This is a genomic window from Butyrivibrio sp. MC2021 (genome assembly GCF_000621605.1).
In the GTDB taxonomy this organism is placed as follows: domain Bacteria; phylum Bacillota; class Clostridia; order Lachnospirales; family Lachnospiraceae; genus Butyrivibrio.
Map to the genome: position 1 here is coordinate 106510 of NZ_JHXX01000005.1, position 23410 is coordinate 129919.

15 protein-coding genes are annotated in these 23410 nt (G+C 47.5%); 12 read left to right on the plus strand and 3 right to left on the minus strand.

The genetic code is table 11. The annotated features are described in order from the left end of the window. Positions 1-9: 9 nt before the first annotated feature. Positions 10-660, minus strand: a complete 651-nt coding sequence (locus T359_RS0111220; RefSeq protein ID WP_155840100.1) for a hypothetical protein — start codon at positions 658-660, stop codon at positions 10-12. Between the two features lie 63 nt (positions 661-723). Between T359_RS0111220 and T359_RS20105 the strand changes: the two genes are divergently transcribed. The 4 genes from T359_RS20105 to T359_RS0111245 all read left to right on the plus strand — a co-directional run bounded on the left by T359_RS20105 (position 724) and on the right by T359_RS0111245 (position 5033). Then, entirely contained in the window at positions 724-2316 is a 1593-nt protein-coding gene (locus tag T359_RS20105; RefSeq protein ID WP_035784319.1) for a VanW family protein, read from the plus strand. A 13-nt stretch (positions 2317-2329) separates the two neighbouring features. Further along, on the plus strand, positions 2330-3310 hold the full coding sequence (locus tag T359_RS0111235; protein ID WP_026517573.1) for an AIR synthase-related protein: 981 nt from the start codon (positions 2330-2332) through the stop codon (positions 3308-3310). 80 nt (positions 3311-3390) lie between these two features. Further along, positions 3391-3879: an Lrp/AsnC family transcriptional regulator gene (locus tag T359_RS0111240; protein ID WP_026517574.1), complete on the plus strand. Its 489-nt coding sequence runs from the start codon at positions 3391-3393 to the stop codon at positions 3877-3879. After that, positions 3876-5033, plus strand: a complete 1158-nt coding sequence (locus tag T359_RS0111245) for an aminotransferase class I/II-fold pyridoxal phosphate-dependent enzyme (RefSeq protein WP_026517575.1) — start codon at positions 3876-3878, stop codon at positions 5031-5033. The genes T359_RS0111240 and T359_RS0111245 overlap by 4 nt, the downstream gene beginning before the upstream one ends. Before the next feature lie 48 nt (positions 5034-5081). On the opposite strand, the gene T359_RS0111250 is transcribed toward T359_RS0111245, so the two are convergent. Then, entirely contained in the window at positions 5082-8684 is a 3603-nt protein-coding gene (locus T359_RS0111250) for a lectin like domain-containing protein (protein WP_026517576.1), read from the minus strand. Positions 8685-9055: 371 nt separating this feature from the next. Between T359_RS0111250 and T359_RS22190 the strand changes: the two genes are divergently transcribed. Next, the gene (locus tag T359_RS22190) at positions 9056-12037 is read left to right on the plus strand and encodes an endo-1,4-beta-xylanase (protein WP_081795555.1); all 2982 of its coding nucleotides are present in this window, start codon (positions 9056-9058) and stop codon (positions 12035-12037) included. Between the two features lie 447 nt (positions 12038-12484). Then, positions 12485-12997, plus strand: a complete 513-nt coding sequence (locus T359_RS0111260) for a hypothetical protein (RefSeq protein WP_026517577.1) — start codon at positions 12485-12487, stop codon at positions 12995-12997. 174 nt (positions 12998-13171) lie between these two features. Here the strand turns inward: T359_RS0111260 and T359_RS0111270 are convergent, their stop codons facing one another. Beyond that, complete coding sequence (locus tag T359_RS0111270; RefSeq protein WP_026517578.1) at positions 13172-13675, minus strand: DUF6548 family protein; 504 nt, start codon at positions 13673-13675, stop codon at positions 13172-13174. A 567-nt stretch (positions 13676-14242) separates the two neighbouring features. Between T359_RS0111270 and T359_RS0111275 the strand changes: the two genes are divergently transcribed. From T359_RS0111275 to aspS, 6 genes are all read left to right on the plus strand, one after another. Further along, a complete protein-coding gene (locus tag T359_RS0111275) occupies positions 14243-14866 on the plus strand; it encodes a flavodoxin family protein (RefSeq protein WP_026517579.1) in 624 nt (207 codons plus the stop codon). A gap of 37 nt (positions 14867-14903) precedes the next feature. After that, on the plus strand, positions 14904-17090 hold the full coding sequence (locus tag T359_RS20120) for a CocE/NonD family hydrolase (protein WP_051545298.1): 2187 nt from the start codon (positions 14904-14906) through the stop codon (positions 17088-17090). A gap of 143 nt (positions 17091-17233) precedes the next feature. Next, positions 17234-17653 carry a LysM peptidoglycan-binding domain-containing protein gene (locus T359_RS21635; protein ID WP_051545300.1) on the plus strand — a complete coding sequence of 140 codons (420 nt, stop codon included), beginning with the start codon at positions 17234-17236 and terminating at the stop codon, positions 17651-17653. 68 nt (positions 17654-17721) lie between these two features. Beyond that, complete coding sequence (locus T359_RS20130; RefSeq protein ID WP_051545302.1) at positions 17722-19701, plus strand: glycoside hydrolase family 3 protein; 1980 nt, start codon at positions 17722-17724, stop codon at positions 19699-19701. Between the two features lie 146 nt (positions 19702-19847). Further along, on the plus strand, positions 19848-20507 hold the full coding sequence (locus tag T359_RS23045; RefSeq protein WP_026517580.1) for a hypothetical protein: 660 nt from the start codon (positions 19848-19850) through the stop codon (positions 20505-20507). A gap of 808 nt (positions 20508-21315) precedes the next feature. Continuing rightward, positions 21316-23124 (plus strand): aspartate--tRNA ligase, encoded by a 1809-nt coding sequence (gene aspS / locus T359_RS0111300; RefSeq protein ID WP_026517581.1) that lies wholly within the window; start codon positions 21316-21318, stop codon positions 23122-23124. Positions 23125-23410 lie beyond the last annotated feature (286 nt).

A 23410-nucleotide genomic window follows, 5' to 3' on the forward strand; every position in this document is an offset into this window, starting at 1 on the left:
TTGACTCAGTTACGCTCCGATGTCATCTTCACTTTCGATGCCTTCTGCGGCCAGCATGTTGAGGATCTGGTTGCGGCTCAGGGCGTTAAGATTTTTGGCGATGGGAAGCAAGCCTTCAAGCTTGCTTTTTATTGTGGCTTCATTGAAGCCCAGCTTAGTTTTGTACAGATCGATGAGAAGTCTGTAGGTGGCGGAGATGTCAGTTCTTGTTTTAACTGCGAATTCCAGTACCTGGCAGGCATCCTCGAAGCGGCCCAGGTTGTAGAGGGCTTCGCCCCATTTCTGCAGGGAAACCACCAGGGCTGTATAGTTCTGGTCGAACTGGGTGAGAGCTGTGATATTGGCAGTGCCGTATTCCAGCTTAAGGTCAGTATTGGAAATTCCGGTGAAATTTACAATTTTTTCATCTTTCAGAGCCAGCAGTTCCTCTTCGGCAGATAAAAGGATGCCGTTGTCCTCGGCGGTACCGAAGGGAAGAAGGTCGTAGGGGATGTGAATGTACTCCAGGGTGTCGAGACTTTTTTTCCTGACATTATTGGATTCCCGTTCTCTTTCCCAAAAATTTTGTTCCTTTTCTTCGAACTTCCGAGAGGTCCTTCTCATGCCGATTGCAGAGAATATGCACAGTAGTATGAAACTTGCTAAAATAGGGAATTTCATCTATAATATCCTTTCAGTAAAATCATGGATTCTCTTTTTACATAATAGCACAGAGGAAGCATTATGAAAAAACTATTTGGAGGAGCGGTGCTTGTGTTGCTGCTGACATTCCTATTGCCGGGAATGGTTACAGAGGCGGCGGATACAAGGACTATTGCAAACGGTGTTTATATCGGAACCGTTGATGTGTCGGGAATGACAGTCAGTGAGGCCAGCGCAGCCGTGGAGCAGCGCGTGGAGGAGCTTCGCAGCAGGAAGCTGACACTGGCGGCAGCAACGGACCAGTCTTTAACGGTAACAGGCAGCGAGCTTGGCATTGCCTGGGCCAATAAGGGTGTTGTCAATGAGGCCTATCAGCTTGGCCACAACGGCAACATTGTCCAGAGATATAAGGTTCTGAAGGATCTTCAGAATTCAAGCAAGGTATTCGATCTCAATCTTTCATATGATAACGAGGCCCTTACAGCCATCTTAGACAGATGCAGTGAGAACTTCAATCAGGAAAAGGTGAATTTCTTACTTACCAAAACTGCAGAGGGCTTTAATATAACAGACGGACAGGCGGGCTGCTTTGTTGATACAGCAGAGTCCGCAGGCATCATCAAGAACGTCATCGGCAGCGAGTGGAGCCAGGATGCGGAGCATATTCAGCTTTCGGTAAAAGAGGATAAGCCCCTGGGAAGCCACGAAGAGCTTGCCCTGGTCAAGGATGTTCTGGGAACCTTCACCACCAGCTACAAGACATCAGGTTCAGCCAGAAGCGCCAACGTGGCCAATGGCTGCTCACTTATAAACGGAACCACGGTTTATCCCGGAGAGGAGTTCTCTGTACTTGAAAAGATCACACCTTTTACAGAGGCCAACGGATATTTTCCCGCAGGTTCATACCTCAACGGCCTTGTTGTTGAGAGCGTAGGCGGCGGTATCTGCCAGGTATCCACAACTCTTTACAACGCAGTGCTTCTGGCGGAGCTGGAGGTCACTGAGCGCCACAACCATTCAATGATCGTCAATTACGTTTCACCCTCAGCGGATGCGGCCATTGCCGAGTCCGGAGGCAAGAACTTTAAGTTTATCAATAACACGGAGCACCCCATCTACATCGATGGATACACAACTCCGGATAAGCACATTACCTTCACCGTATACGGCGTAGAGACAAGACCTTCCACTCACCAGGTTGCTTATGAGAGTGAGGTTCTTGAGACCATCCCCGCTTCCGCAGACGAGTTCAGATTTGACAGCTCCCAGGGAATCGGATACGTGGGAACCCAGTCAGCACACCTTGGCTACAAGGCTCAGCTCTGGAAGATCGTCAGGGAAAACGGCGAAGTTACCGAGAAAACAGTAGTTAACTCCAGCACCTACAAGATGGTTCCCAAGATTGTTACCGTAGGAACCGCAGGCGCCGACGAAAATGCCATGGCACAGCTTAACACAGCCATCGCCACAGGAGATGTGGGAACAGTCAAGGCTGTGGCAGGAGCTATTCTGGCAGCCAGGAACGCCGCAGGTACAGAGGGTGCAGAGGCAGCCAATCAGGCAGCCGCCGATGCGGTGAACGCAGCCAATGCCCTTCTTGCACAGCAGCAGGCAGCTGCCGCAGCAGCACAGCAGGCCCCCGCTGAGGATCTGGAGTCAGTAAACAACGGATAAGAAAGCCGATACCATGAGAATTGGAAAAATAACAGAGAACGCTTTGAAACGCTCAGTTTTAAAGCCCTTAAAGACAGAATATAAAAAGAATGCAAGCGCAGCTGTAGGGACAGACTGCGCTTTTTCTTCAGATAAAAAGAGCTTTTCCGCCATGAACACGGTGACTGCGGATATATCAGACGCAGGCTACTATGCGGTTATGAAGGCGGCGGGAAGCCTCTTTTCCCAGGGAATCACCCCGGATCATGTCAGCGTAAATGTCCTCCTTCCTGCAGAGGCGGAGGAGCAGGAGCTGAAAAAGATCGTGGCGGACTGCCTGGAAGCAGCAAAGCAGCTTGAAGTTATGTACGCAGGAGGCCACACCGAGGTCACCACAGCGGTTAACAGAGCTGTTATCACAGCTGTCTGCGTGGGATATGCGGAGGATGACAAGGCCGCTGCCATAGCGGAAGGCAAGGGTAAGCCCGGACAGGCCATTGTTGTCAGCAAGTGGGCGGCCCTGGAGGGCACAGCCATGCTGGCGGCGGAGCGATATGATGAGCTGACAACCAGATATCCTGCGCCCTTTGTGGACGACGCAGTGAGATTTAAAGGACTTATGGATATCAGGAAGGAAGCGGAGATCGCGATCAAGGCGGGAGCCACCTCCATCCACGACGCTTCCAACGGCGGCATCTTTGCTGCTCTCTGGGAGCTGGCGGCCCGAGCGGGATGCGGCCTCAAGGTAGACCTTAAGGCCATTCCAATGAGACAGGAGACCGTGGAGATCTGTGAGTTTTTTGAGATAAATCCATATCAGCTTTTGTCGGGAGGAGCCCTTCTTTTTACCGCAGAGGACGGTGAGAAGCTGGCCGATGAGCTGAGGCAGGCGGGCATTCCGGCGGCGGTTGTAGGTTATCTGCAGGAAGGAAACGACAAGATCATTGTGAATAATGACGAGAGCAGGTTCCTGGAGATGCCTCAGGCTGACGAAATCCACAGAACTCTTTCATAACGACAATTGGCGCTTTAGTAATGTACTAAAGTAGTGTAAGATTAGATATAACAGAGTTTAGCATAGAATAGGAGAATACAATGGGGACAAGAGAAGAAATCCTTAAGGTTATTGAGAAGAACAGCCGAATTGACATCAAGGAACTGGCAGTTTTGATCGGCGCGGATGAGATCGTTGTGGCCAATGAGCTCAAGGCCATGGAGGATGAAGGCGTTATCTGCGGCTTCAATACAATGATAGATTGGTCCAAGACAAGCCTGGAGAGGGTTGACGCCCTTATCGAGGTTAAGGTTACACCCACCAGGGGCCTTGGCTTTGACAGCATCGCTGAGAGAATCTACAAATATCCCGAGGTTACCAGCGTATACCTTATGAGCGGCGGCTTCGACCTGATGGTCATCGTTGAGGGCAAGAGCCTTCAGGAGGTTGCGGGCTTTGTCAATAACAAGCTGGCCACCCTGGACACTGTTCAGAGCACAGCTACCCATTTTATCCTTAAAAAATATAAGGACCACGGAACTATTTTAACCAAGCAGTATGAAGATACAAGGGAGATGATGTCACTATGAGAAACCCCATAGGAAGTAAAGTCGTAGACATCAAGCCCTCCGGAATAAGGAAGTTTTTTGACATAGTTCATGAGACTGAAGGCGCTATCTCTCTGGGCGTGGGCGAGCCGGATTTCGACACACCCTGGCACATCAGAGATGAGGGTATCTATTCCCTGGAGAAGGGTCGTACCTTCTACACCTCCAATTCCGGACTTGTTGAGCTGCGAAAAGAAGTTGCCAATTACATAAAGAGAACTCAGGGAATCGACTATGATCCCATGAGTGAAGTATTTATCACCGTGGGCGGATCCGAGGCCATTGACCTGGCTTTCCGCGCCATGATAGATCCCGGGGATGAGGTTCTTATTCCTCAGCCCAGCTACGTTTCCTATGAACCCTGCGCTATTCTGGCGGACGCCAAGCCCGTTATCATCGAGTTAAAAGAGGAAAATGAATTCCGTCTGACTGCAGAAGAGGTTCTGGAGAAGGTTACAGACAAGACCAAGATCCTGGTACTTCCTTTCCCTAATAATCCTACGGGAGCCATTATGGAGAAGGAGGACCTGGAGAAGATAGCCAAGGTTGTCATCGAGAAGGATCTGTACGTTCTTTCCGACGAGATCTACGGCGAGCTTTCCTATAAGAGCAAGCACGTGTCCATCGCATCCCTTCCGGGAATGAAGGAGAGGACCATCCTTATCAACGGTTTCTCCAAGGCCTACGCCATGACCGGTTGGAGACTTGGCTATGCCTGCGGACCGGAAGTCATCATGAAGCAGATGGTGAAGATCCACCAGTACGCCATCATGTGCGCTCCCACCACCAGCCAGTATGCGGCTGTGGAGGCCCTTCGCAACGGCGACGAGGACGTGAAGGTCATGAGGGAAGAGTACAACAGAAGAAGGAGATACCTCCTCAATGAGTTCAAAAGACTGGGACTTCCCTGCTTTGAGCCCTACGGAGCCTTCTACGTGTTCCCCTGCATCAAGAAGTTCGGTATGAAGAGCGACGAGTTCTGTACTAGACTTCTTCAGGAGGAAAAACTTGCAGTGGTTCCCGGCAATGCCTTTGGAGACTGCGGCGAGGGATATATCAGAATTTCCTACGCCTATTCACTGGAGAACCTCAAGACCGCTATGGAGAGGTTCGAGAGGTTCATATCTAAGTTTTAATGTAAAGAATGCCCCGAAATGCAGCTTGATGCACTTCGGGGCTTGTTTTTATTTTACTGTGTATGTGCCTGTTATCATGGCGTTTTCGTCGTCGAGGTAGAAGCCGCTTTTGGCGGTGAGCTTCACAGCCTTTGCGGGAATGCTGACCTTGATGACGGTTCCGGAAAGTACAAGGTCGGTGGCGGCAACAATGTCTCCGGCGGCTCTGGTGGTGTTATCTCCCAGAGTTGTGTCTGTAGCATAGGTGTAGACCAGGGCCGACTTGTCATAGGTCTCCGTCAGGGCTTTGTTTTCCTGATAAAGGGCAGCCTTGGAAAGGAAATATCCCTTTTTGCCCTTGGCTTTGTACTTCACATCCTTTGCAACAAGCCTTGTGTCTGACACGGGAGCCGGTGCAATGGCAAAGGTATCTGTGGCCTTTCCCTTGAAGTTACCGATGCCCTTAACTACTACGGTAGGAGCCTTCTTGTCGCTGCTGGCGGCGGGCTTTTTGTTGTTCTTATAGGAGAGCTTGTAGTCTACCCCTTCCTTTAATTCGATTGTTTCAATGCCGTTAAAAAATGTAACGGTTACGGCGGGGGTTGCTCCGGCCTTGCTGTATATGGCGTTCTCTGCACTTACGTTAAGGCGTCCGCCGTTGTTTTTATTAAAGTCGTAAGCCTTGATGGTTACAGTCTTTTTAATGCTTCCCTCAAAACCATTGATTCCTGTGAAATATATTGTGGCTTTGCCGGCCTTGTCTCCGCCGGTGATGCTTACGGTGTAGTCTCCGGTGATGCCGTCATCGGATCTTGTGAGAACTACTCCCTTTTTGGTGCTCTTATCCACGTAGTAAAGAACTGCGGTGTCAGGAACCTGGTAGGGCGTGCCGTTGTACTCGGTAGAAGCAGGAAGATCTGCAACCTTAACCTTGCTCATCTTGATGCGGGTGGCATATTGCCCGGGATTTGCTGGCTCGTCCTTGGGATCCTCAGGATCCTCTCCGGGAACGTCAGGCTCACCGGGATCCTCTGAAGGGTCATCGGGAGTTTTTTCTACCTGATAAACATATGCGTAGAGATCAAGATCTTTATCAAGGTCTCTTGTAATATTGCTGATATTGTTCTTGTGCGCAGGATCTGTGGACCAGAAGCCGAAAGCATAGCCCTCATCCGGGGTGGGAACGTAGAGCTCATAGTAGTTGCCGGTTACGTAGCTTGTGGGATTCTTGGGATTCTGAGTGGCATGTTCGATGTGGTAAGTAATGGTGTGGGTATTTCCAAAGGTCACTGTGCAGGGAACGGTGCTGCGGTAGCCTGTTTTGCCCGGGAGGCCGTAGATAACATCCAGCTTGTACTCGGCGGATGTATCGCTTTTTCCCACGTAGTAGCTGTCTGTGAATTCGTAGCTGTCGCTGCCGTCTCCGGTGAAGGTTGTAACCACTCTTTCCCCGTCATACAGGGTATATTCTCTTTCTCCCGCAAGGCGATCCCAGCTGAAGGTCACCGACTTGTCGGAAGCTATGTCATATCTGATAAAAGAGGAGGTGGGTGCGTAGGCGTAATCCCTGGAGCCGGTAATGCCGTCCAGCTCTGCGGTTATGGTGTAGCAGCCGGGGCCGAATTCCTTGGCCTTTCCATCCTCGGAGATGTCGATCCCCTTGGGATCAGAGGAGGACCACTTTATCTTGTTCTCAGACTTATAATCGCTGGGTGTGGTAGTAGCGAGGAAGGTGATCTCTTTTTCTGGATAAAATGAAATGCTGTAACCGCTGATGGCAATGGCGATGAGCTCACTTGTAACATTTACGGTAAAAGAGTTCCGGACCTCAGTACCCTCTACTTTTGCAGTGATGGTGGCTGTTCCCGCCTTTTTACCCACAAGGAATCCTGTGTTGTCCACAGTAGCAACAGCAGGATCTGAGCTGGACCAGGTGATGGTCTTTCTGGTGGAGGAAGCGGGAAGAACCCTGGCGGTGAGCTTGTAGCGCTGCTCGCTGGAGATCTTGAGGCTTTCCTCCGTTATATTGGTAAATTCAATATCTGTAGGAAGCACCTCATCTTCGGAGGTGAGATTATTGGTGAAAGCCTTTATCACAAAGTTGCCGGATTCCGCATAGTCCTGCCAGACTCCGTTAGTGTAAAGGTAGCTCTCCCCGGCCCTGGCGGTGGAATGATAAGTGTCATAGTCATAGTTGAAGGCGTAAGTTACGCTGCCCTCAAGGACAACGGCGAACTTTTCTCCGGCGGCCAGGCTCACCGGTTTATCCAAAGCTACAGTTGCATAGCCCGGATTTTCTGTGACATAGGTAGTGGTGGCCTCGGGTACGAGAGTTCCGGTGTCAGGGGTGGTATCTACATTCCTGTAGACCCTGATGGTAACAGTCTGTCCCTTGGCATAGGCCTGAAAGCCCACAGCCTTCAGCTCTTCGCCGTAGTAACCTCCCTCTGCGTGGGCGGTGTAAACATTGGCGGCCACAGCATCTCGAAGGCTAACGCCGGAGGTGAGCTGATACTGGTAGTTGTTGTCATAGTTGGCGGCATCCTCCACATCAATGGAGTAGACGTCAGGGTCAATGGTATTGGTGTAGTAGGACATCCAGAAATAGCCTGCGTATTCCATATCATTAAGGCCCCCCTGGGTGGTCCAGCTGTTTCTTATAAGCCATGCGCCGTTTCCTGCGGGGGTTTTTGAGAAGTTCTCTTTTGCAAAATTGTCATCCCAGCCCACGATGGTTACGGCGTGGTTGGCATAAAGATTTGAATCGTCGTAAAAGGCTGCATACTCGGGATTGTAGACATCACTGGTGGTTGTGGGGGAGTAGCCGTTGGGTGAGCGGTAGGAGATGCCCACAGCCCCCTGTTCCATGATCTCTTTTTTCATGGGGGCAAGGATATCAAGATCTCCGCTTTTTATAAAGCTGTCGAAATCCATGCGAATAAGGTCAAAGCCCTGAACGTGGATTCTGTCCTCATAGGCCAGCTCATTCTGGATTCCGCGGGATGCCACGTAGGATGAGGTGCCATAGGGAACCAAAGACTCGGAGGCAAGGCCCAGCCAGTTAGTCACTGTATTCATGGCGTTGGAATAGTGGTTACCGTCCAGGGCGTTCTCGGGGTCACTTATATAGTCCCCCACTGTGCCTCCCAGGGGGTCAGTTACGTAATTGGAATTAAAATAAGCAAGGTGGAGCTCGGAAAGATTGATATCTGAGGCGATGCCTTTTTTCAGGGCATTTATCTCGGCCAGGGCAACGGTGGAAAAAGCCCAGCAAAGACCCAAAGATCCCTGGCTTCTGAGGGGCGGAAGAAGGCTTGTGGTGTAGGATGCGGGAAAAGACTCATTTCCGAGAAAAGAGTTATCGCCCTCGGTGTAGTCAAAGATCTCCTGGCGATTCTCAGGAAGCACATAGCCTGTGGCGCCCTGGATGTAGTCTTCGGGGAGATCGCCACTTTCTTCGCTGAATGCAGCCTCTTCGAATTCTTCGGCTTCACCAGATTCTTTGGATTCTTCGGGTTCTGCAAAGAGAAGGCTGTCATCCGGATCTTCTGCCTCCGCTACAAATATATCTTCGCTCAGTTCAAAGTCAGCTTCCTCTGCAGCGTAGACCGGGCTTGCATTTGTCATGAACATTGAAGCTGCCATAATTATTGATAATAATCTTTTCTTCATCTCACTTTGCCTCTTTTATATAGAAAAAACAGTGAATTATTTTACTCCAGCACTTTAGTTTAACCGGGAAACAGAGGGGGATTCAATTGGTTTAACACGAAATTCTGTGCAAAAACACGACGTTATTTCATACAAGAATCTTGCTATTGAAAGTATTTTTCTTATTTTGAAAATGCATTTTACTTAAAAATTACGAAATAGTTCGAAAATTAGCAACACATGCGTAACATATCGCAACATCTGGGGAGTATACCCGGTGCCTAATTGCTATGATTAATTCGCTATAGCAAAAACGCCTTTTTGCTGATGGTTGGGGGATTATTGGCAACTCGGAAGGCGGCATAATTTAATAAGGAGAGAAGGTAAAAAGTATGAAAAAAGTGTGTAAAAGTTTTTTTGCAAAACTGATGATTCTTGTTCTTCTCGTCAGTACACTGGGGTTATCTGTAAAGACTGATGTCAACGCAGCCAGCTACAACTTTATGGAAACCTACGGAGCTAAGTATGGCTACTCAGGAAACTGCGTACATACCTACATGCTCAGGAATCAGAGCACAGTAAATGCTATCAAAAAGGATTCCAACATCGTAACTCTTGGTAATGAGTTCAAGCCGGATTATCTGCTGGGCAGCAGACAGGCAACTCTTATCTCTGTGAATGAAGCCAAGAACCTTGGCTACTACATTCCATCCAATTACAGAGAGAGCTATGTACCCAGGATCGACTTCTCAACAGTTGATGAGGCTATGAAGCTCTGCTATCAGAACGGACTTAAGATGAGAGGCCACACTCTTGTATGGCACTCACAGACTCCTACATGGTTCTTCAGAAACAACTACTCCGGCAACGGCGGATTTGTTAATCAGAGCACCATGGACGCTCGTCTTGAGTTCTATGTAAAATCAGTTCTCAATCACGTTTATTCAAGCCAGTACGGCCAGGTTGTTGTTTTCTGGGACGTTGCTAACGAGATCATGCACGCATCAAACTCAGGCTGGGAAGCAGTTTACGGCAACAACAAGACCAACGCTACATATGTAAAGAAGGCTTTCAATTATGCCTATGAGTGCCTTGAGTACTTCAAGCTCACTGACAAGGTTAAGCTTTTCTACAACGATTACAACACCTACATGGTAGTTAACGATGAGATCAAGCTTGTTAACTACATCAACCAGGGCAAGAAGGTATGCGCAGGTATCGGCATGCAGTCACATCTTTCAACAAGCTATCCTTCAGTAAGCTACTACACTCAGGCTCTTAACGCATTCCTGAAAGCAGGCTTTGAGGTTCAGATCACTGAGCTTGATATCAAGAACAAAGGCGACCAGGATCTTAACAACTACACATACAATCTTTTCAAGAATATCAACCAGGCTAAGAAGAACGGTGGAAACATCTCCTGCATCACATGGTGGGGACCTTCAGATGCAGAGACATGGCTCAGAGGCGAGAAGCCCCTTCCATGGTCAACCATCGGCAATCCTAAGGGCGCTTACGATGCACAGATCAACGCTTATCTCGATGTATTCGGCAAGCCCGGACAGGGTGGCGGCTCAACACAGCCTACTCCCGATCCTTCACAGGATCCTCAGCCTTCAACATCCTTCACAACAGGTCATGTTGACAACGGCTGGTACTATGTAAAGAACACTCTTTCACAGAAATACCTCACAGTTGACGCAGACAATGCAAGCGGCTGGAAGAACGTAGTTATCAAGTCCGGCACAGGCGTTGACGCTCAGAAGTGGTATCTCAACAATGTTAACGACGGTTATGTAACACTTACCAACAAGCTTGGCAATGTAATGCTTGACCTTGCCAACGGCGAGACAGACAACGGAACCAACGTTGGTATTTATCAGGCTTACGGCGGCAATGCTCAGCAGTTCGTTCTCAGAGCAACTGACAAGAGCGGCGTATACGCAATCGGAACCAAGCCTACATCAGGTGCCAAGGTTCTTGATGTTTATGAAAAGAAGACAGCAGACGGCACCAATGTATGCCAGTGGGGCTACAACGGTGGAAACAACCAGATGTGGCAGTTTGAGAAGGTTGATTCTTCATCTTCTCAGCAGCCTGTAGTAGAGCCCGATCCCGAGCCTACTCCTGAGCCTACACCGGATCCGGAGCCTACTCCCGAGCCTATCGTAGTTGAGGGCGGCCTTGAGCTCGACTATTCAATCAACAGCTGGGGATCAGGATACCAGGTTACTTACAAGATCTCCAATAACACAGGAAGCACAGTTGATGGATGGACCCTGAAGCTCAACAAGAGCCAGGTTAACATCGATTCCATCTGGAACGTAAATCTTGCAACAAGCGGTGATTACTATGTGATCAAGCCTGTTGACTGGAACAGAACAATTCCTAACGGAACAAGCATTGAGTTTGGTTCAATCGGCGTTGGCCAGATCGGCAACTCTTTTGGTTACACCCTTGAGAGCAACGGAACAAGCTCATCAGGCGGATCTTCTGAGACACCTCAGCCTGAGCCTCAGCCACAGCCTGAACCCGAACCAGAGCCGGAGCCCGAGCCTGTTTATCCTACAGTTGATCCTTACTCTGTGATCAAGAACTCAATTCCTTCACAGTACTCAGCAGTAAGAAACGGCCAGGGATCAGGAAGAATTGTAAACATTTCCTACACAGCACATGACTACTCAAACAACAACCGCACTTACACCAAGAAGGCCAACGTTTATCTTCCTGCTAACTACAGCAGCAACAAGAAGTACAGCGTTCTTTACCTTCTTCACGGTATCGGCGGTAACGAGAACGAGTGGGGAATGACAGGTAACAACTCAACAGTTAAGGCTATCATGGACAACCTTGCATACTATGGCGACATCGACGGCTTTATCGTAGTTACACCTAACGGCAAGGCATCAGCCAGCGGCTCTGTAGACTCTTTCTATAACTTCGGAAAAGAGCTCAGAAACGACCTTATTCCTTACATCGATTCACACTACAGCACCTACACAGACAGAGACCACAGAGCTTGCGCAGGTCTCTCCATGGGTGGAATGCAGACCATCAACATTGGTATCGGCGAGTGTGTTGACCTGTTCAGTTACTTCGGAGCATTCTCCGCAGCACCTACCAGCAACACAGCAGCTACAACAGCTAATAAGCTTAACGGCAATCCTTATCCTATCCACATGTTCTACAACATCTGCGGACTTCAGGATGGAACTGCTTATTCAAGCGCATCAGCTGCAGCCAAGAATCTGCCTTCTGTCAGCAACCAGTTTGTAGACGGACAGAACTTTGTATGGCAGGAAAGAAGCGGCGGACACGACTTCAACATCTGGTATCTTGGCTTCTATAATTTTGCACAGCTGGCGTTTAAGTAATTGGTAGTCAGGACGGGGGGGCTTGTGGCGGACCGCATCATGTTAAGACGAAAATTGTTCGCATAGCCCTTCTCCTTGATTTATTGAGACATAAAAAAGATCGGAATAGAAAGCTTTCACGTTGTTCAGAGCAGCTTACTATTCCGACTTTTTTATGTATATAAATCATAGTCGAAGCGCTAATGACTCACACTTTCCGCCTTAACATGATGTGGCCACGCCACAAGCTCCCCTGTGCATTGATACAAAATAGTTACGAAAAGCCAGGGTGCACGACTTACAGGAAGGGCAAAATTATATCAGGAGATACCCTGCTGGACCTTTGGGGGATGACTGGTATAGGCTACTGTATGGGGAAGAAATGGGTATTAAGATTATGGATTGCGTGTAGAGAAAGGCGCTGGAACGTGTTAAACTAGAGAAAATTAGTGTAGAGAAGGTAATTCTATGGATAATAATTTCGGGCAGAATAATTACGGGCAAAATAATTATGGACAGGATAATTATCAGCAATACCAGCAGTACCAGCCCAATTACAATATGGATCCGCAGTATCAGGCGTATCTGCAGCAGCAACAGTATCAGCAACAGATGATGGAGCAGGTAAAGGAGAAAAGGGCTAATCGTCTTTGCACTATTTCACTGATTCTGGGGATTCTGGGGGTTGTAATACTTCCGTTAATAGCTGCATCTACCGAGACGCTTTTTACTACTTCTTCGGATGCGGGCTTTTTTATGCAGGAGTTTGTGGCAACAGCCAATCTGCTTCCTTCCTTTATCTCAGGATCCTGCACCATTGCAGCTGTGGTCTTTATGATAATAGCCAGGACCACCGCCCCCAGGAACAAATTCGCGAAGATCCTCATGTGGCTCTACATCGCAGCCTTTGTGCTCTACCTGATCCTGGTGACCCTGGCAATCGCCGGCATCTTCTGGATCCTGAAGCAATTTATCCCTTAAAGGGACTGCCGCGCATCTCATGAGAAAATTCGCCCTTCCGGCAAATCATGTACATTGGCTTTTAATAATCCTTTTGTATCAGCGGCAGGAGTACTTACGGCTTAACATGACGCTCTTAGTCTCCGCCGGTCCCCCTGGCGAGAAGGTTATGAAGCCCATCTATAACATTAAGGCCTAGAACTGGCCTCGTCCGATAAAATATCCCAGCGCCATAGTAATAGTTGCAAAGGCAATCGGTCCCCAATAAGCAAGAGAATCCCGGATTTTTCTATTTCTCATTTTGGAAATCCGATTTTTGGATTTCCAAAGAAGCGCGGCTATCTGGTGCTTTTTCTCCAACAGGTAGCGCTTGTGCACCTCCCGGCTGTTCTTGCATAAGGAACGTTTCTTGGAAAGCGGATCCTGGTGATTCAGAATCCTATGATAAAATACGTTGAGATATTCCAGATCTTCCTTGGTGAATGCAGCACCGCGAGCGGAGTTCCGGTTTCGCACATTTCGCATCTGCCTCAGCCTTTTTAGATTTTTCAGGTCGGATTTCCATCCGGTTATGCTTCTTGAAATGTACAGCGGAGTATCTTCCATATCGGAAATATACTGTGAAACTCCGTGCTTTTTACCATAGATCCTGCCGCATAGCCGGTCCAGATGTTTATATTCGTCAATTACTTCTTTCAATGTACACCCCTTAATACTGGCAGTGAAGCATGTTTACCGTACTATTCACAGTCCTTCGGCTGCTCATAGTAACAATTCGGGGCGATATTAGAGTTTTGCCTCATAAAAGATCGCCCCTCACTCACGTATAATATTCTCACTGCATAATTACTCTCTCTCTCACATAGTATAATAAACATGCCTTAGTTTGATAATATATTGAAACAAAGTTTCACAAACTATTCACAGATTAAATGAGGATACATAATAAGGAATGCCGCCCATTATCATATAGCAACGAACAATGTCATATCGAGATCCTCTGGATGCAGTAAAAGAGGGATGATTGTAATAACTCTGGAATCAAAATTTGATTAGTTGATGTCCGGAGTTATTTTTTTTTGCAACATAGTCATTAATGTTTTTTTTACACTTGTTAACGCATGTTTTAGTAAGTATTCTTTTATAATAAAAGCAGAAGTATATTTTTTTTTCATATATATATGGGCAGAAAATAGTGAATATTGCACGAAAGATTACGGTAACGGTAAACTAACAAAAACAAAATTCAGTGAAGGAGGCTCTCGAATGTCAAAAATATTATTACTGAATGGAAGTGCTCATGTGCATGGATGTACTGCAACCGCTTTGGAAGAAATGATTGGAATTTTTGAAGCTGAAGGATTTGAGACAGAACTTATCCAAGTGGGCAATAAGGCAATACGTGGATGTATTGGCTGCGGCTCCTGCAGCTCGACGGGAAAGTGTGTCTTTAACGATGATCTTGTGAATGAGGTTGCTCCAAAATTTGAGTCGGCTGATGGGCTTGTTGTCGGAAGCCCGGTATATTACGGCTCGCCTAACGGTACTATCATATCTTTCATGGACAGGCTTTTTTACAGCACTTCTTTTGACAAGCACATGAAAGTTGGGGCGGCTGTTGTCAGCTGTAGAAGAGGTGGAAATACAGCAAGTTTTGATGTCCTGAATAAGTATTTCACGATCAGTGGAATGCCTGTTGCATCGAGTACATATTGGAATATGGTGCATGGATTCTCTGCTGAAGATGTTAAAAAAGATCTGGAAGGCTTGCAGACCATGAGGAATTTGGCTAGGAACATGAGCTTTATGATAAAAGCTTTCGCAGACAAAAAAAGCGAATACCCGATAGTCGAGAAAGCTTCATTTACTAGTTTTACGGACGGGAAATAAAATCACAGGATGAAAACTTACTTGAAAGGAGCATCTTATGAGGGAAATTAGAAAAGCTGCCTTTTTATCATGCGTGTCGGTTGCTACACTTTTGGCAGTATCCATGACCGGTTGTGGTTCAAAAGCGCCGACATCAAAAGAGCCGGGGGCAGAAGAAACAGCATTAGAAGAGCCGGTTTCTCTAAAATTTGAAGATGGAGAGGCTCAGCCAATTCTTGAATTCTCAGATCTCAGAGATCCCTATTATACAAATGAAAATAGCGATATCCTTAGATATTGCGTATATGTCGAGACAGATTTCGACACGGATGCTGACGGTAATGCAGATCTTGTTAAAGTGCTTATGCAGGTGCCACGGGCAGCGGCAGAGGGCAATTTTAAGGCTGCAACCATATATGATCCAACACCATATGGCGCCGGTACTGTAGAAGATAACGATGAATCCGATAGACAATTATATAATCCCACGCCTTTTGATTATGACAACCTATATGGTGCGGGACAAAAGCGTGTGCCGGCAGATAAGATGACAACTCTGGAAGCTGCAGAAAATGCCGATCCTGAAAGCTGGAATTATTATGTCCCCAATGGAGACGGTGCGCAGGGTTTTTACCTGGCAAATTCCTATGACTATTACCTGATCAGAGGATTTGCGGTAGCTGAATGTGGAGGCATAGGTACATATGGCTCAGAAGGCTTTGAGCTTTGCGGTATGGATCTTGAATGTGACTCCCATAAGTGTGTAGTTGAATGGTTGGCAGGTAACAGAGTTGCATACACTGATCCGTATAACAATGTTGAGATTGAGGCAGACTGGTCTAATGGAAATGTGGCTATGACCGGATGCTCTTATGGCGGAACTTTGCCCTATGAGGTAGCTACTACCGGTGTTGAAGGGTTAAAAACTATAATTCCTTTTGCCGGAATAGCAAGCTGGTATGACTATACTAATTCTCAGGGTGCGCCTACGAATTATGATGTAAATTATGAGGATTATCTTGCCGCTTATAATAGCGGCGCAGCATATTTAGATGATGACTGGACCGTTATTAATGATGACTATGCATCATTTCTGTGGCAGATGTCACAGGATCAGGAAGCAACAAACGGTGATTATGCAGAAGTCTGGGATTGGCTTGATTACTCACATAAAACAGATGATATTAACTGCTCAGCGCTTATTGTACACGGGCTCAACGATTTTAATGTTTTTACCAAACAGGCTGATCTTATGGCGCAGGCCTTTGAAAAAGCAGGGCAGACTTTTAAGCTGGTGCTGCATCAGAACGGTCACGCTTTACTAGACGGTATTATGGTTGGGAATGAGCTGTGGCAGGAGATTATGAATAAGTGGCTATCCCACTATCTCTATGATGTCGACAATGGAATAGAAAATATGCCTGAGGTTACTGTTCAGAACAATCTTGACGGCTCATTCAGGACATATGAGAATTGGAGAGATTTTGAATACACATCTGTTGACTATGTCAGCAAGAGTACAGAAGGGGAAACATCAACTGTTGATACCAATGATATAGCGGAATACTATGATCAGTATGTGAACTCAACGGATGATTATGGTAAGCCATTTACACGAGATGAATATTATCTCAATCTTTCTGAAGGAACAGGAGTCAGCTATACATACAGTTTTGAAGAAGATCAGACAATTTACGGTGTTCCCGAGATTCATGTAAGGATGGCAACAAATGATGTAGACATGGATGGGCTTATGGTATCAGCAATGCTGATAGATACTATAGATTATGAGACAAACTTTAAGGCATACATGACCAAGCAAAGACTGCATGACACAGTACCTGTCAAAACAATAGAAAAAATTGATGGCGGAAGTATTGGTCATGTAGACATAAAGGAATATGTACAGAGCAATACCACTGCAAAGCTTATAACTTTTGGATACACAGATCTGAAAAACTACGGTTGTGGATACGATTCATCCGAGTACACTTTGAAAACTGAGGAGATGAATGGTGGAGAGTACTATGACTACACGTTTTACCTGCAACCCACTGTATATACTGTTGAAAAAGGACATTCACTTGTACTTGTTATAACCGGCTGGGATCCCTATAGGGCGGGTCTTGACGAGGATTACAATTCAGGTCTTGTAACAGAATCAAATCCATCAAGATATACATATTCATTTACGATAGATGATAGCTCTGTTGATTTCCGAATGCCGGCAGCATCAGGAGAATGATGACCCCCGGGGACGGGGGCATAGGACCATTTTGGCTACGTGAGGGAGTGGTGGTGTTTTTATAGGACACCTTCGGGTGCAAACTTAGGATGTAAGCTAAAGATATTGGATTACATCCTGAGTTTGAGGAAGGAGTGTGTGTTATGAGTAAAGCATTGATGGCAGCGGCAAAGATGTATGATGATCCGAGATTTTTATCCAAGAGCGAGATCAGAATTTATAAGAATAAGCTTCGCAGACAGCGTATTGTGAGACGCCAGAAGATGGCACTGGCTCTTATTGCGGCGGCTATAGTGTTCACAGTTTCTTTTCTGGTATCAACACTGATGCTTGACGCTCAGGACAACACCTATACTCCTGAGTTCAAATATTATAAGGAGATCACCGTTCATGCCGGAGATACCATGTGGGATATCGCCTGCGAGAACATCTCCTATGATCATTACAAGGATGTTGCCGCCTATATCAATGAGGTCTGCAGCATCAATCATCTCGCCCAGGACAGCACTCTTCTGGCCGGCGAGAGCCTTATCATTCCCTATTACTCAACCGAATATAAATGATAGTCCCCGAAGGTATGGTAAACTTATGATATGATGTAGGTGTCAAAAGTACTATCGGGGGAATTGCTTTGAGAAAAAGAAAGATTCTATCACATAGAATACCGGCGCTTCTGCTGGCCCTTGTCCTTACGGGCTGCGGCGGGGCAGGTGATACGCCCGTTGATGAGGCGGCAATATTTGAAACGGTGACTGAGAGCGGAGAGCAGGATTCAGGCACCGCTTCTTCTGTATCTAAAGAGATGACAGCTTCTGTTGAAGAGGAGAAAAATAGCTCCGAGGTAGCCTCGGAGGCTTCATCGGTTCAGGAAGTGACGGAAGAGGAAGCACCGCAGGAGGAAGATGATCCCAGGATCGCGGAGATTCTTTCCGGCATGACCACCAGGCAGAAGGTCTCCCAGATGATCATGCCTGCTATCCGCCAGTGGGAAGGCAACAATCTCACAGTTCTTAATGAAGAAGTCTCAGATTTTATCAGTAAAAATCAGTTCGGCGGCGTTATCCTTTTTGCCTACAATATGGAAAGCCCGGAGCAGACCGCAGTACTTACCTCTGGCCTTCAGGCGGCCAATGCAAGTGGCGGCGCAGCGGCAGGTCTTTTTATCGCAACGGACCAGGAGGGTGGCCCCGTTACAAGATTATGCAACGGCACCACCATGCCCGGAAACATGGCCCTTGGCGCCACGGGAGATCCTCTCATGGCCCGGAAGTGCTCTCAGGTTATAGGAAAAGAGCTCATTTCCTGCGGCATCAATCTGGATTTTGCCCCGGACAGCGATGTCAACGACAATCCAAGTAACCCCATTATCGGAGTCAGGTCTTTTTCCGATGATCCCGAGACTGTGGCGGAGTTTGCTTCCCTCTATATCCAGGGACTTCATGATGAAGGCGTGATGGCAGCAGTCAAGCACTTTCCCGGTCACGGCAACACAGAGACCGACAGCCACACAGGCTTTCCTACAGTGGAAAAGAGCCTTGAGGAGATCAGAAGCTGCGAACTGGTGCCCTTTGGGGAGGCAGCCAAGACCACGGATTTCGTCATGACAGCTCACATCAGATTTCCCCAGGTCACCGGAGATGCCGATGAGACCTATACTTCCATAGCCGACGGGGAGGAGGTCATTTTGCCTGCAACCCTGTCAAAGACCATGATCACCGATATCCTTCGGGGAGAGCTGGGCTACGAGGGCATTGTCATAACCGATTCCCTGGAGATGGAGGCGGTTTCCAGGCACTTTGCGCCCCTGGACAGCGCAAGACTTGCCATAAATGCCGGTGTGGACATGCTGCTGATGCCCGGATACATCGCAGGCCCCACCGGAGCTGCGTCAATGGAAAAATACATCGACGATATCGCAGCCATGGCGGAGGACGGCCGGATTCCCATGGAGAGACTGGACGAATCCGTCACAAGGATCCTGAGACTTAAGAGCAAATACGGCCTTCTTGAACCCCGGACAGAGCCTGATACCGAGACCATCACCTCTCTGGCAAAAGAGACAGTGGGCTCAGCGGAGAATGCGGAAACAGAGTGGGAGATCTGCCAAAAGGCAGTAACCCTCGTTAAAAATGACGGTGCCATTCCCATAGCTGATGGGCAGAAGGTTGTGATCGCCTACTACAGCGGCACCCAGAAGAAATATATAAATGCAGCCCTTGAAAGACTGAAAACAGAGGAGCTTATCACCTCCTCCGATAACATAACCCTTATCCAGTACAAAGGCCGGGGCACCGGAAGTGCTGCAGCCGATGTGGCCGGCGCGGAGGCAGCAATCATCCTGTCCTCCACCGACAACTACAAACTTTCGGAAACAGGCAGCTACACCGGATCAGCAGCGGACTATATCGACGCTTTTATATCATCCGCCGCAGAAAAAGGCGCAGAATCCGTCCTCCTCAGCACCGCCCTGCCCTACGACTTATCCCGCTTCCCAGGCGTCGACGCCCTCATGGCCTCCTACAGCGACAGAGCCGTCACCGCCGCAATTTACGCCGCCTTCGGAGCATATGAACCCACAGGCAAGCTGCCGGTCAAGCTTGAAGAAGAATAAGACTTTCACCACATAAAAATGCAGAGTGTTAAACGTAAACGTTTCCGAAAAAGTGAACAAAAAAATCCCGATTTTATCGGCGTTATTGGCATTTCCACCAAACTCCCCATAGTTTACAATAAAATTATCTATAGGGGGTGGTGCCTATGAGTAAAAAAAGTATTTTGGGTCTTATAACTACAGGACTTTTAGTTTTTATAATGTGTGTAGGATGCAGTGGCAATGGTGCTTCTGCCGGAAACGGTGATTATGGCGTAGATGAGAAGCCTGTCATCTATCTTTATCCGGAGGAAGACAATACTGCAGTTTCCGTGCGTCTTGATTACAACGGAGATCTCACGGAGCTCATTCCTGAGTTCAATGAGCCCAATGTATGGAACTGCACAGCCAACAAGGACGGCAAGATCACCTTTGAGGGCAAGCAGTACGATTACCTGTTCTGGGAGGGAGCTCCCAAGTTTGAGTATGACTTCTACTCAGGCTTTTGCATCAAAGGAGCTGATACAGAGGCTTTCCTTAAGGAAGTACTTCCTCAGCTGGGACTTAACGACAGCGAGGCCAAGGAGTTCATGGAGTTCTGGGTTCCCCAGATGGAGCACAACGCTTACAATATGATCAGCTTCCAGGGCAAGACCTATAACAAGAACGCCAAGCTTACCGTAACTCCTGAGCCCGACACCATGATCCGAGTATTCATGGCCTGGTACCCCACAGAGCGATTTATCAAGATCAATCCTCAGTTCCTCAGCGCACCACAGCGTAAGGGCTTCACCGTAGTCGAATGGGGCGGAAACAAAGTAAAGTGATCCACAATTTCATATGTTGATGACCCGGCATTGGATTATTCCGATGCCGGTTTTTTGTTTTATGACGGACTGCAACCGGTCCGGGGATTTGTCGTGGCCCGGGGGAATATAAAATACTCGCGTCGTCCTTGTCCTGGTTATATGGCACTTCATCTATCCGGTCCGGCTCATTTCACGTTGTTCAGAGCACTCGCCGGACCGAATATCTGAAGCGCTCATAAACCATAGACTCGGTCCGAATGTCTCGCATTTCATATCCCCCCGGCCCCCGCCAAATCCCCGGCCCGGTTGCAGCCCGGCCAAGACTATGAACAACCGGACCCTCTGAACCAATCAACTCCCGCCATCAAAACATAATGAAATTGCGAAATCACGAAGCAAGAGAGTCTAGAGAAAAATGACAGTTGCAACAACTTAGATGTTGTTCTACAATGTATTGCGTGATATTGCACGATTATTCGGTATCACGTAAGCTTACGTGTCATCAACACGTAACCTCAGAGCACAAATTAGCCGGCCGACAGCAAACATCTACCAGCTCAACACACACAAATTTGTACCGGCTAATAGTAGCAGATATATTTATCAATTATTTAATTTCTAACGCTGTAAGTGAGCAAGCGTCGTTTTATGATACGTATAAGGAGCGATTTTAGTGCTACGGAGATAAGACCTATATCGTGAGTGCCCTTGCACGAAGCGATATGCTCAGGGCTTAGCGGAGTGTCCAGCGCTATGAGCGACGTTACGGATTATAAAATGAGGATTGCGGACTATAGGGTAGGATAAAACAAGGAGTAAAAATATTATGATGCAATCACGTACACATAACTGTGGTGAGCTCCGCATGGCAAATGTCGGCGAAAGTGTTAAGCTTGTCGGCTGGCTGGAGAACATGCGTGAAGTCGGCGCCAACCTTGGCTTCGTAGTTCTTCGTGACTTCTACGGCACAACACAGATTGTTCTTGAGACAGAAGAGATGGTTAAAACAGCCAAGGCCATCACCAAGGAATCCACAATCTCTGTTAAGGGTGTTGTAAGAGAGCGTAGCTCCAAGAACCCCAAGCAGGAGACCGGTGATATCGAGGTGGTACCTGAGTCTATAGAGGTTCTCGGCAGATGCCGTTACAACGAGCTTCCTTTTGAGATCAATCACTCAAGAGAGGCTGATGAGACAGCAAGACTTAAATATCGTTATCTCGATCTCAGAAATCCTGAGGTTAAAAAGAATATCATCCTCAGATGCAACGTAATCGCAGCCCTTCGTCAGTCCATGATGGAGCACGGATTCATGGAGATCACAACTCCTATCCTTACAGCTTCTTCACCTGAGGGCGCAAGAGATTACCTTGTACCTGCAAGAAAGCACCCCGGCAAGTTCTATGCTCTGCCCCAGGCTCCTCAGCAGTTCAAGCAGCTTCTTATGACAGCCGGCTTTGACCGCTACTTCCAGATCGCACCCTGCTTCCGTGATGAGGACGCAAGAGGCGACAGAAGCCCCGGAGAGTTCTATCAGCTTGATATGGAGATGGCTTTCGCTACTCAGGAAGACGTTTTTGCTGTATGTGAGGATGTACTTCCTCCTGTATTTGAGAAGTATGGCACCTATGACCGTGCTTCCAAGTCTCCTTTCACAAGAATTCCTTATCTTGAGGCTATGGAAAAATACGGTTCTGACAAGCCTGACCTTAGAATCGACCTGACAGTTACAGACGTAACTGAGGCTCTTAAGGACTGCGGTTTCGGACCTTTCGCAACCAAGGCCGAGGGCGGCACAGATACAAAAGTAAGAATCAAGGCTGTTGTAGTTTCTGACTTCAAGGAGAGCCGCAAGTTCATCGACAAGACCATCGGCGATGTTGAGGTTCAGTCAGGAAACAAGGCTTACTGGTTCAGAATGGATGAGAACGGAGAGCTTGCTGGAGGTATCTCCAAGTTCGTTGCTCCTATCAAGGACAGCGTAGTAGCAGCTCTTTCACTTAAGGCAGGAGACCTCGTAGTTCTTTCTGCAGGCAAGCTTTCAGCTGCTCAGAAGACTGCAGGCGTTATCGTTAAGACCTTCGGCGCAGCAGTTCCCGGACACATGGACAAAGAGAAATATGAGTTCTGCTGGATCGTTGACTTCCCTATGTACGAGATCGGCGAGGAGTCAGGAGAGCTTGAGTTCTGCCACAATCCATTCTCAATGCCTTCAGGCGGTCTTGAGACCCTTCTTAAGGCTGAGAGAGGTGAGATCGATCCTCTTTCCATCACAGCAGATCAGTATGACCTTGTTGTAAACGGAATCGAGCTTTCATCAGGAGCTGTTCGTAACCACGATCCTGAGATCATGATCAAGGCCTTCGAGATGGTAAGACTTGGTGAGGATGACGTTAAGGCTAAGTTCCCTGCCATGTACAACGCATTCTGCTATGGAGCACCTCCGCACGCAGGAATCGCTCCCGGCGTAGATCGTATGGTTATGCTTCTTGCAGGAGAGGATACAATCAGAGAGATCATTCCTTTCCCTATGAACAAGAACGCACAGGATATCATGATGGGCGCTCCCGGATATGTAACAGACAAGCAGCTTGAGGAGCTTCACATCAAGACAACAGCAGTAGAAGAAAACGAGTAAACAGAAAATACAACTGATAAAATTTGATTTTGGCAAATTAAATTTGTTAAATTTCGACAATCAACCAGTTGTGATAAGGAATCCGGTAACCACAAGCCCTAGGGGGCATGTATGGTTACCGGTATTTTTTTTGTGCTTTTTTTCCAAAAAACAGCGATTATTTTCTACTAGTAAAAAGTGCCTAAGACTCTAGTTGTAAGCTCTTACATGTGTTAGGATGTAAGTGCTTACATTATAAATTGGGGATACATGTCATAAGTAAGTGTGTACAATCACTATCGAAAGG